Origin of the sequence: Microcoleus sp. K1-B1 (assembly GCF_036704705.1) — a bacterium.
Taxonomy (GTDB): Bacteria; Cyanobacteriota; Cyanobacteriia; order Cyanobacteriales; family Microcoleaceae; genus Microcoleus.
The window spans coordinates 112,241-125,171 of record NZ_JAUBSH010000010.1 but is presented as its reverse complement, the minus strand read 5'-3'; the positions used below and the strand labels follow the sequence as shown (position 1 = coordinate 125,171).

4 protein-coding genes are annotated in these 12,931 nt (G+C 47.9%); 1 reads left to right on the top strand and 3 read right to left on the bottom strand.

Annotated features, from left to right (window positions below):
- A partial coding sequence (locus QUA83_RS05750; protein WP_333292056.1) for a calcium-binding protein occupies window positions 1-1,734 on the top strand: 1,734 nt, incomplete at its 5' end.
- A 374-nt stretch (window positions 1,735-2,108) separates the two neighbouring features.
- Here QUA83_RS05750 and QUA83_RS05745 read toward each other — a convergent pair.
- The 3 genes from QUA83_RS05745 to QUA83_RS05735 are packed head-to-tail and all read right to left on the bottom strand — an operon-like array spanning window position 2,109 to window position 12,911.
- A complete protein-coding gene (locus tag QUA83_RS05745) occupies window positions 2,109-5,672 on the bottom strand; it encodes an AAA-like domain-containing protein (protein WP_333292055.1) in 3,564 nt (1,187 codons plus the stop codon).
- Between the two features lie 51 nt (window positions 5,673-5,723).
- Window positions 5,724-9,305 (bottom strand): AAA-like domain-containing protein, encoded by a 3,582-nt coding sequence (locus QUA83_RS05740; RefSeq protein WP_333292054.1) that lies wholly within the window; start codon window positions 9,303-9,305, stop codon window positions 5,724-5,726.
- 27 nt (window positions 9,306-9,332) lie between these two features.
- Complete coding sequence (locus QUA83_RS05735; protein WP_333292053.1) at window positions 9,333-12,911, bottom strand: WD40 domain-containing protein; 3,579 nt, start codon at window positions 12,909-12,911, stop codon at window positions 9,333-9,335.
- Between the last annotated feature and the right edge of the window lie 20 nt (window positions 12,912-12,931).

Sequence of the window (12,931 nt, the reverse complement as noted above, 5' to 3'; positions counted from 1 at the left end):
GGAGAGAATGGAAATATCAGCATTGTCAACAGTACATTTTCCGGCAACAGCGCTGCTAAGCAGGGCGGAGGAATGCTTGTCGCTAACAGAGATTCCTTTTCGACTAACATCGTCAATTCGACTTTTGCTAATAATACCGCTGAATTTTCGGGAGGTATTGCTACTTTTAACGACCCTGTAAAATCGCCAATTACTGTCAAGAATTCGATTTTTGATAGGAATACGGCAAGTAACTCTTTTAAAACTAGGCAGCACACTGGACGGGAATTAATCGATGGGGGAAACAATCTGCAATTTCCCGCTAAACTGACGGTGGGAGATCCTAATGATAGTAATGTTACGGCAAATGTGACGATCGCAGACCCCTTACTTGGCTCTTTGCAAAATATTAACGGCGCTTTTGTGCTGCCGCTGCTAGTAGGAAGTCCGGCAATTGATACTGGTACTGGTGTGGGCGCGCCGGCGGCAGATCAGCGCGGTGTGAGTCGCCCTCAAGATGGTGATAATAACGGAAGTGCGATCGTTGATATTGGCGCTTATGAATTTAACGCTACTGTCACGCCGACTCCAACTCCGACGCCCACTCCCACTCCCACTCCCACTCCCACTCCCACTCCCACTCCCACTCCCACTCCCACTCCCACTCCCACACCGGAACCGACTCCCACGCCCACACCGGAACCGACACCGACTCCCACACCGGAACCAACTCCCACGCCCACACCGGAACCGACACCAACTCCCACGCCAACTCCGGTATTAGATGATTGCCTACTCGATAGCCTCAACCCTCCGCAACTAGATCCGGCCACCATCACCCCCAACCCCGTCGAACAAACTATCAACGGCGGCGAGGATACCGATTTCATCATGGGCGGTGTCATCAACGAGTCAATTAACGGACTTACCGGCAACGATACTCTCTACGGCATGGGCGGCAATGACAACATTGACGGCGCAGCAGATAACGACTCAATCTTCGGCAATGAAGGCAGCGATTTCATCTCTGGCGGCGCTGGCAACGATACCATCTACGCTGGCAAAGATAATGACACTGTTGTTGGTGGAGATGACGAGGACTTGTTGAGGGGAGATTTAGGAAATGATACAGTTGCCGGCGGCGTTGGCAACGACAGCATTTTCGGCGGTAAAGAGGACGATATCTTGCTGGGTGAAGATGGTGACGACTACATTTTAGGCAACTTAGGAAATGACACAATTAATGCTGGAAACGGCAACGATATTGCCTTTGGCAATGAAGGTACAGACCTGATTTTTGGCGACATAGGTAACGATACCCTGTACGGCGGCAAAGAAAACGACAGTCTCGATGGCGGTGAGGGCAACGACTTGCTGCTGGGTGGCAATGAAAACGATGTGATCTGTGGCGACATCGGTAACGATACCCTGTACGGCGGCAAAGGTAATGATATTCTCAGCGGTGGCAGCGGTGCCGATTTCCTTTCCGGGGATGTTGGGGACGATACATTGACGGGAGGTTCGGGAAATGATGTGTTTTTCCTCAATCAAAGTTCGGGTAGCGACATCATTAATGATTTCCGCAGGGGAGAGGATTTAATTGGGTTGAATTCTGATTTTAGTTTTAATCAACTCAGTATTACTTCCAGCAACAATCAAACTTTGATTACTGTGACGGACACCAATCAATTGTTGGCGAAGCTTAACAATATTACCCCCGGTATTCTCACCGCTAGCGATTTCATTACTCTGTAGTTATTATACTAAATCCGGTTTGTCTATACCCTCGATCGTTCTGCGTATCCTTCGGCGGTTGAAACCAGGGCAACCACGGGGGGATTGCCCCTACAAAAACGAAGTCCGCCTCTGCAGACTGAGAGATAAAGGGAGTAGTTAAGCCGGATTTAGTATTATACAATCTTTCAATAAAAAGTAGCCAAGCATGATAAAAATTCTCTAATCTTATGATGATCTAGCCACACATATTAATCTATTGATTCCTAAGCTGTCGCGCATTTAAATTGTATATTTAGGGCGGGCGGGACGCCCAACCCCTACTCCCCACAAAACTTTCAAATTTTTTGACATACCATTTAAATGCAGAATAGCTTAATCAAGCGGACTTGATATTATTCGGTTTTAATACGATCGCACAAATGTCTGTCCTCCTCCTTCACATCGGCATTAGTTCGCAGATAATCCCCCACGCGATCGCACGCATAACCCAGTTCATCGAGTTTGAGAATGGGCTCTAGATCCCATAAAATCACCGTGCGATCGTCCCCAACAGAAGCAATTTGTTTGCCATCGGGACTAAACGCCACCGCCCAAACATTCCCCTCATGTCGGGTTAGCGTCGTTATTTCCGTGCCGTCAATTTTCCAGAGTTTGACAGCGCCAGATGCGCCTCCCGCCACCAGCATTAGACCGTCTGGACTTAAATCAACCGCCATCATGCCTCTAGTATTTCCCTTGATAGTTTTCAGCAACGTGCCATCGATCGTCCAAAGTTTAATCGTGTCATCCATGCTCGCACTTGCCAAAGTCCGACCGTCTGGACTGACAGCCACTTCCCAAATTCCACTGCGATGACCTTTCAAAGTCTTGTTCAAGCGACCGTCCATACTCCACAACCGAACTGTGCCATCTGCACTGACAGAAACCAGCCTGTTTCCGTCGGGGGTAAAGTCCACATCGTAAACCCTAGCCTGATGTCCTGTGAACGTTCGTAGGGGCGGTGCCCCCGTGCCCGCCCTGCCGTCTGGCTTCCACAGTTTGACGGTTTTGTCGTCGCTGGCAGAAGCGAAGAACTGACCGTCTGGACTGACGGAGACATCCCAAACGCTCGCCCCATGTCCTGTTATGGTTTTCAGCAGCGTCCCGTCGAACTGCCAGAGTTTAATCGTTTTATCTGTACCAGCAAAAGCTAGTACAGGCGAGATATCTTCTTTGGCAAAGCTAGCAGGAGAGACGAAAGCAACCGAGTAAACGGGAGCCTTGTATCCCGCCAAAGACTTCAGCAACGTACCGTCTTTTGCCCACACTTTGAAGCTGCCATCCGAACTAGCTGAAGCTAACATCTGACCGTCCCGGCTGAAGTCCACATCCCAAATGATGCCGCTATGTCCGTACAGGACTTTCGAGAAAGGGTTTGTCGGGTTCCATAGCCGGACGGTATTGTCGTCGCTGGCGGAGACAGCGATTTGAGTGTTGGGAATAAAGGTAACGCCGCGGATTCCAGATTGATGCCCTTTGAGGACTTTCAAAAGCGTCCCGTCCGGCTTCCAGAGGTTGATGGTTCCGTCGGCGCTGGCGGAAGCAATGACATCGCCCGTATCGCTGACGGCAATTTCCAACACTTCCGAACTGTGACCCCTGAGAGTTCGTAGCAGCGTTCCGTCGGGCTGCCAGATTTTAACCGTGTTGTCAGCGCTGGCAGAGAGAATAGCGAGACGTTTTGTGCCGTCACTGTCTGCGAGGAAGGCGAACTTAACGTCCCAAACGGCAGCCGGGTGCCCTTCCAGAGTTCTCACTCCTTTGCCGTCCTTGGTCCAGACCTTGACCGTACTGTCGGTGCTACTAGAGGCGAGCAGGTTTCCATCCGAACTGAAGGCAAGACCCCAAACCCCACCTTGATGTCCGCTTAGTGTCTCGATCAGTTTGCCATTAAAGTCCCACAGGCGAATCGTGCTGTCTTCGCTGCCAGTGGCAATGCGATCGCCGCCCGGACTGACGGCAATGTCCCATATCGCAGCGCTGTGTCCCTGAAAGGTTTTGAGGAGCTTGCCGTCTCGATCCCACAGATAAATGCTGCCGTTGAGACTGGATGTGACCAGGCGCTGGCTGTCGGGACTGAATTTGAGCCCGAAGACAGCAGCCTGGTGTTGCAGGTTGTGGAGCAGCGCACCGTCCCGCTGCCACAGCTTGACTGTTCGGTCGCCGCCGCCGGTGGCGATGAGTTGGGCGTCTGGGCTGATATCAAGGCCCAGAACCACGCTGGAATGCCCCGTCAGGCGATTGAATTCTGCCGTTCCGTAGATGGCCTGTTGCAGCACTTGTCGAACTTGCGATCGCAACTGGGGGTTGGAATTAGGGAGGCCATCGAGCCTGCGTCTGGCTTTGATGGCAGTGACGAGGGCGTCTAATCGCTGTTGGGAGGCGAATTGCCCTGTGGAGGAGATGCTGAGGGCTTGTATTTCGCTTTTGGCGGCGCGGTAATATTGCCAGAGGGCGAACATGGCGGATGCGATCGCAACTATCAGCAACCCACTCAACGCTGCAATAAACTTGCGCTGTCGCTGTGCTGTCTTTCTTTCATAAGCTACGCGCTTGCGTTCTTCTACCAGTCGTGCTTCGACTTCTTTTACTCGTTCTGCTTCCAGTGCTTGCTGCATTTCCAACTTGTCTAATTCACCAGAAGCAGCTAAAAATTGATAGTCCAAATCGCTCAAACTTTTTCCTTGCGCCCAAAATTGAGCGTCTTTCAGCGCTTGACCGCGCAACAGCCGCGATTCATCCTGTTGTTTAGAAGCAATCCAAGCATCGAAGGCTTGGGAGTAAGGGCGCAGTTTCCCTAATTGTTTCTCTACCCATTCGAGGTTAAATACTTCTCCATAAATTCGGTTTTTTACCTGCAAATAACCCTGCTGTTTGACGACTAATCCCGATAGCAATAGTTCGATTTGCTCTCGGCTGTCATCGGTTTCCACTTTTACACCTTGTAAGATTTGCTGATAAATGCCTAGCAATCTAGCTGCGCGTTGTTCGTTGCGAAGAAGGCGATCGCGTATCGTTTTCAAATGCTCTGGTTCGTCTTGCGATTCCCAGTTATCGATAACTTGCGCTTTGACCACAGATTCGACAAAAAAATCTTCATTTATCGGTAGTATTGTTAAATCACCGCCGTAGGATTCTTTAGCAGTTTTTACCACCAATTCACATATTTTTTGGGTCATAAATGGCTGCCCTCCAGTCCAAGCTAATATTTCTTTTATAACTGCTGGTGGATGGGGGATTATATTTTGTAATCCTAAAGCTAATGGTTGTGATTCCTCACAAGAAAAACCCTGCAAATCTATCGGTCGTCCGATATTAAAAGGAGTCCGATTTTTATCTACTATTAAATCGCTGGGCGTCGCAACTCCGAAAATGGCGAAGGTAATTCGATTGTATTCTGGATTGATGGCTCTTTGGTTGTAACAATACCGAATCAAGGCAAAAAAATCATCGACGGGAAAATCTAAACTTAAAATGCTATCAATTTCATCAACAAATATAATAATTCTGTATTCTGGAAATTGGGCCAACAAGATGTCTTCGATGAAATGGCTCAATCTTTGGAGGAGAGAAACTTCTTCTTCTTCTTCTTTCCACCAACTTTTCAAATTAACTTTTCCTAAAAGATTGAACCCGCGCCACAGTTCTGCAATCATACCTTTATACCACTGTAAAGGAGTGATATTTTCACTGCCGATGCGAGTCATGTCGATCGTGCTGCATTGAAATCCTTCGGCTTGCAATCGATGGAAGGTGCGAACGAGAAGGGAAGATTTGCCCATTTGTCGCGAGTTGAGGACGTAACAAAACTCGCCGTTTTTTAATGCTTGGTAGATTTGGTCATCAGCTTTTCGCTTGACATAAGTGAGTGCATCTGTATTGAGACTGCCGCCAATTTGATAGGTGATTTCCGTCATAGGTAATAGTAAGTTTGGAGCGGGCGAATATTTAATTTTTTAGTAAAAAAATCACTGTTTTTGAGTATTGTTGGTAATTCGATCGCACAAATGTCTATCCTCCTCCTTCACATCAGCATTTGTTCGCAGATAATCCCCCACACGATCGCACGCATAACCGAGTTCATCGAGTTTGAGAATACGCTCTAGATCCCATAAAATCACCGTGCGATCGTCCCCGGCGGAGGCAATCTGTTTACCATCGGGGCTAAACGCAACTCCCCAAACGTTCCCTTCATGTCCCGTTAGCGTCGTGATTTCTGTCCCGTCGGTTTTCCAGAGTTTGAGTGCGCCAGTTGAGCCTCCCCCCACCAGCATTTGACCGTCTGGACTGAAATCAACCGCCATCATGCCTCTAGTATTTCCCTTAAGGGTTTTGAGCAAGGCGCCATCACTCGTCCAGAGTTTAATCGTGTCATCCCTGCTAGCAGTTGCCAAAGTGCGACCGTCTGGACTGATGGCAACTTCCCAAACAGGGCTGCGATGACCCTTTAGGGTCTTGGAAAACCTACCGTCAAGACTCCACAACCGAGCAGTGCTGTCGCTACTAGCTGAAAGCAGCCTCTGTCCGTCAGGGGTAAAATCCACATCGTAAACCCTGGCCCGATGCCCTGTAAAAGTTCGTAGGGGCGGTGCCCCCGGCCTGCCGTCCTTGTTCCACAGTTTCACGGTTTTATCGTTGCTAGCAGAAGCCAGTAGCCGACCATCTGGACTGACGGAGATATCCCAAACTCCAGCTTCATGACCTGTTATGGTTTTCAGTAACGTCCCGTCGAACTGCCAGAATTTAATTGTTTTATCTTCATTAGCGGTAGCAAGGAAAGGTGCGATCGCAGGATTGGTACCTGAGAGGAAAGCAACGGAGCGAACGGCAGTCTCGTTTCCGGCAAAAGACTTCAGCAACGTGCCGTCTCGCGCCCACAGTTTGAAGCTGCCATCCGAACCGGCGGAGGCTAGCATTTGACCGTCCGGGCTGAAATCCACATCCCAAATCGTGCCGCCATGTCCGTAAAGGACTTTCGAGAAGGGGTTTGTCGGGTTCCAGAGTCGAGCGGTATTGTCGTCGCTAGCAGAGACAACTATTTGACTGTTGGGAATAAAAGCAAGCCCGCGAATTCCAGATTGATGGCCTTTGAGGACTTTCAACAGCGTCCCGTCCGGCTTCCAGAGGTTGATAGTTTGATCGGCGCTGGTGGAAGCAATCACATCGCCTGCTGTACTGACAGCGACTTCAAACACTTCCGAACTGTGACCGCTAAGAGTTCGTAGCAGGGTTCCGTCTGGTTGCCAGAGTTTGACAGTGTTGTCAGCGCTGGCAGAGATAATGGCGGGACGTTTTGCACCGCTATTGTCTGCAACTAAAGCGAACTCAACGTCCCAAACGCTTGCGCTGTGACCTTCCAGAGTGTTCACCAATTCGCCCTCTAGAGTCCAGACTTTAACCGTATTATCTGTGCTGCTAGAGGCGAGGAGGTTTCCATCCGGGCTAAAGGCAACACCCCAAACTGCACCTTGATGTCCGCTCAGGGTTTTGAGCGGTTTGCCTTCCCGACTCCACAGGCGAATGGTGCTGTCTTCACTGGCGGAGGCAATGCGCTCACCGTCTGGACTCACGGCGATCGCCCATATCGCAGCGCTGTGTCCCTCAAAGGTTTTGAGCAGTTGGCCTTCCCGACTCCACAGATAAATGTTGCCGTCCACGCTGGATGTTACCAGGCGTTGGCTGTCGGGACTAAAACGAAGGGCGTAGACGCTGCTGATTGTGTGTTGGAGAGTATGCAGCAAAGTGCCATCCCGTTGCCAGATTTTGGCTGTTTGGTCGCCGCCGCCGGTGGCTATGAGTTGACCGTCTGGGCTGACATCAACTGCCAGAACAGGGCTGGAATGCCCCAACAGGCGATTGAATTCTGCCGTTCCATAGATGGCTTGTTGCAGCACTTGTCGAACTTGAGATGGCAACTGGGGGCTGGAATTAGCTAGGCTGTCGATCCTGCGTCTGGCTTTGATGGCGCTCACGAGGGCATCTAATCGCTGTTGGGATGCGAATTGCCCTGCCGATGAGGAGGTGAGGGCTTGAACTTCGCTGATGCGGGCTTGCTGCTCGCTGGTGATGGCGTAACGATATTGCCAGAGGGCAAGAATGCCAAAGGCGATCGCAACTATCAGTGCTGCACTCAGCGCCCCAAGAAATCTTCGCTGCCGTTTCGCTGTCTCTCGCTCTAAAACTAACCGCTTGCGTTCTTCTGTGAGTCTGGCTTCAACTTCTCTGAGCCTCGCTGCTTCCAGCGCTTGCTGCACTTCCAGCCTGTCTAATTCAACAGAAGCGGCTAAAAAGTGATAATCCAAATCGCTCAAACTTTTTCCCTGGGCCCAGTAGGATGCGTCTTTTAGGGATTGTCCGCGCAACAATCGCGATTCATCGGTTTGTTTTGAAGCGATCCAAGCGTTGAAAGCTTGGGAATAAGGACGCAGTTGCTCTAACTGTTTTTCTACCCATTGTAGGTGAAAAACTGCTTGATAAATCGGGTTGCTTACCTTTAAAAAACATTGTATTTTTACTACCAAACCTGATAGCAGCAGTTCGATCTGCTCTCGACTATCATCCGCTTCAACTTCACCACATTGTAAAAGGTTTTGATAGATGCCTAAGCTACGTGCAGTGAGTTGTTCGTTGCGAATGATGCGATCGCGAATTGTCTTTAAATGCTCAGGCTCATCTTGCGATTCCCATTTATTGATGATGTTTTCTCTCACCAATGATTCCACAAAAAAACCCTCGGTTCCCCGTGGAATTTTTAAATCCCCCGTGTGGGCTTCCCCCGCCATTTTTACTACTAATTCACATATTTTTTGCGTTAAGAATGGCTGTCCTCCCGTCCAATATAAGATTTCTTTGAGAACTGCCTGCGGATTGGCTATGACCTTTTCTAACCCTTGCGCTAATGGTTGCGCTTCTTCTACGCTAAATCCTGACAAATCGATCGAGTGTCCGATATTAAAAGGTGTCCGATTTTTATCTACTATTAAATCGCTGGGTGTAGCTACTCCGAAAATCGCGAAGGTAATCCGGTTGTATTCTGGATTAATGGCTCGTTGGTTGTAACAATAACGAATCAAGGCGAAAAAGTCATCTACTGGAAAATCTAAGCCTAAAATACTATCAATCTCATCGACAAATATAAAAATTCGCTCATTCGGAAATTTTACTAATAAAATCTCTTCAATAAATTGACTCAATCTTTGCAGGAGAGAAACTTCTTCTTGTTCTTTCCACCAGCTTTTTAAGTTGACTTTTCCTACAAGATGGAAACTGCGCCACAAATCCCCAACAATTCCTTTATACCACTGTAAGGGAGTGATATTTTCGCTACCGATGCGGGTCATGTCGATCGTGCTGCATTGAAATCCTTCGGCTTGCAGTCGATGGAAGGTACGAACGAGAAGGGAAGATTTGCCCATTTGTCGGGAATTGAGAATGTAGCAAAACTCGCCGAGTTTTAAGGCTTGATAAAGTTCGATATCTGCTTGTCGTTCGACATAGGTAGGTGCATCAGTTGTCAGACTGCCCCCAATTTGGTAAGAGAAATCTTGCATAATTAATAGTTAATTGTTTCGGATAATTTAGCGATCGCCCACGGCATCGCACAGATGTCTATCCTCCTCCTTCACATCGGCATTCGTTCGCAGATAATCCCGCACCCAGTCGCATCCATACTGGAGAAAATCGAGCTGGAAAATTCGCTCTAAATTCCACACAATTGCTGTGGTATCCTGACTGGCTGAGGCGACTAACTTCCCATCAGGGCTAAATGCCACTCCGAACACCCCATCGCTATGTCCCTTTAAAGTTTCAAGCTCTTGACCATCGTACCTCCAAAGTTTGACAGTGCCGTCAAAACTTGCTGAGGCGAGAGTCTTGCCATCGGGACTAAATGCCACTCCGAATACCCCATTTTTGTGTCCCTTTAAGGCTCTAATTTCTGTACCATCCAACCGCCAAAGTCTCACCATGCTATCCATACCTGCTGAAGCGAGAGTCTTGCCATCAGGGCTAAATGCCACTCCCGCTACCTGACGGCGATGGCTGGTTAAAGTGTGTAGAAGTTTGTAGCTGGGCTTTCCAGAGGCGATCGCATTATCCCACTGCCAAAGTTTGACAGTACCGTCCACACTACCAGAGGCAATGAGCTTTCCATCGGGACTAAAGGCAACTCCGTTAATGTGATCGCTATGCCCTTTGAGAGTTGCCAATTGGGTGCCGTCAATCCTCCAGACTTTGACCGTTTTGTCCTCACCGGCCGAGGCGAGTGACTGTCCATCTGGATGGAAATCAACCGCGAAAACTCTACCTTGATGTCCAGTAAAAGTCTTAATTAAGGTTCCATTTAGTCGCCACAATCGAACAGTGCTGTCATAACCGCCTGTAGCAATCGTGTCTCCGTTTGGGCTGAAATCTACTCCGAAAACTTTATCTGCTTGTGTGGGGAAAGTGCGAATTAAGCTACCATCAAGCCGCCAAAGTTTAACGGTATTGTCACGACTGGCGGTGGCAATTGTCTTACCATCAGGACTAAATTTTATGGTGTAAATTGATGCTTGATGTCCGTTAAGAGGCTTGAGCAAACTATCATCAAGCTTCCAGAGTGCGATCGGGCCATCCCAACTGGATGAGGCGAAGATTTGCCCGTCAGGGCTCCAAGCCAATCCAGAGACGACATCCTTCGCGACTAGCAGGGTTTTTACCAGAGTGCCGTCAAGCTGCCACAGTTTGACTGTTCTGTCTAGACTTGCCGAGGCAAGCAAACCACCTTGAGGGTTAAAAGCGATTTTGGTGACGGCATCGCTGTGTCCAGTTAGGGTTTTGACTAAAGTTCCGTCAAGCTTCCAAAGTTTGACTGTTTTATCCGCACTCGCCGAGGCAATGAGATATTCTGAAGGGCTGTTGGCGTAGCCTGCGGGCGCATAGGCAACATTCATAACTCTATCCGTATGTCCGGTGAGGGTTCTGATCAGTTTACCGTCTGCATTCCAGAGTTTGATGGTTTGATCTTTAGAAGCAGATGCAATAGTTTGACTGTCCGGGCTAAAGGCAACGCTGTTAACTTCATCTGTATGCCCGGTGAGAGTTCTCAGCAGTTTGCCGTCTGTACTCCAGAGTTTAATTGTTTTATCTTTAGAAGCCGAAGCAATAGTTTGACCGTCAGGAGCGATCGCGACTTGTGAAATATTATTGGTATGTCCTTTTAAGGTTTGCCATAAGGTATAATTCAGCTTAACCTTGGTTGATTTTGTACTGTTTTTACGCCAAATTTTGACTGTTTTATCCCCAGAACCAGAAGCAATTAGATCCCCTCTGGGGTTAAATACGACTCCCAAAACTGCATTGTTATGCCCTTGAAGCATTCCTAGTTTTGTACCGTCTTTTTTCCAAAGATCGATCGTTTTGTCGGCAGAAGCTGAGGCGATGAGTTCCCCATCAGGGCTGAATGTGACATCATTAACCACATTGTCATGCCCCGATAAATGATTATAGTCAACTGCTCCATAAACAGCTTGATGGAGAGCTTCTTTAACTGAGCGTTCGAGCTCTGGGTCTACACCACCTAACTTTTGCAGTTGTCGCTTTCCTCTGATTGCCTCTATGAATGCGTCTAATTTTTGATTTGAGGCGAATAGTGCTTCGGAAGATTTGGCGATCGCTTTGATTTCGCTGACAGCAGTTTGCCGATACTGAAAATACACCGCTAGCCCCAAGGCAGAGGCGATAATTAATGCTATTGTTACTACAAAAAGCAACAACCTTTGCCGCCTAGAACTTTTTTTCTCTACAGCTAATCTTTTTTGTTCTTCTGTTAGTCTGGCTTCAATTTCTTTCGCCCGTTCTGCTTCCAATCCTACCTGCATTTCTCTTCTGTCTAATTCTTCAGAAGCGCCTAAAAACTGATAATCTAAGTCACTCAAACTTTTACCCTGGGCCCAAGCTTGAGCATTTTTCAATGCCTGTCCGCGCAACAGTCGGGATTTATCGGTCTGCTTGGAAGTTATCCAAGCATCAAAGGCTTGAGAGTATGGACGCAAGGAAGCGAGATTTTTTTCTACCCATTTTGTGTTAAATACTTGTTGATAAATCTGGTTTCTTACCTGTAAAAACCCCTGAGATTTTACTACCAAACCAGACAGCAATAGTTCTACCTGTTCTCGCGAGTCATCGGTTGGTACTTCCACTCCTTGTAAGATTTTTTGATAGATGCCTAGTAGTCTGCCAGCACGTTGCTCATTTCTGAGGATGCGATCGCGAATCGTCTTTAAATGCTCTGGTTCGTCTTGAGATTCCCAATTTTGGATGATGTGCGATCGCACCACCGATTCCACAAAAAATCCTTCCGTTCCCGGTGGAATTATCAGCACGTCGCTATGAGATTCTCGCGTCGCTCTTACTATCAATTGACACAGCTTTTGGGTCAAAAATGGTTGCCCAGAAGTCCAAGCTAATATTGCTTTGATAATTGCCTCGGCATTACTAACTACACTCTCTAACCCTTGAGTTAAAGGAGAGGCTTCTTCCCAGGAAAAACCCTGCAAATCTACTGCTTGTCCGATATTAAAAGGTGTCCGATTTTTATCGACGATTAAATCGCTGGGTGCAGCTACTCCGAAAATCGCGAAGGTAATCCGGTTGTAGGCGGGATTAATGGCTCGTTGGTTGTAACAATAACGAATCAAGGCGAAAAAGTCATCGACGGGAAAATCTAAGCCTAAAATACTATCAATCTCATCGACAAATATAAAAATTCGCTCGTTAGGAAATCTCGCTAATAATACCTCTTCAATAAATTGACTTAATCTTTGCAGGAGAGAAACTTCTTCTTGTTCTTTCCACCAGCTTTTTAAGTTAAGTTGCTCTAAAAGATGGAAGCCACGCCACAAATCCCCAACGATTCCTTTGTACCACTGTAAGGGAGTAATGTTTTCGCTGCCGATGCGAGTCATGTCGATCGTGCTGCATTGAAATCCTTCGGCTTGCAGTCGATGGAAGGTGCGAACGAGAAGGGAAGATTTGCCCATTTGTCGGGAGTTGAGGACGTAGCAAAACTCGCCGAGTTTTAAGGCTTGATAAAGTTCGATATCTGCTTGTCGTTCGACATAGGTAGGCGCATCAGTTGTGAGACTGCCACCAATTTGGTAAGAGTAATCTTTCATAATTTATAGTTAATTGTTTC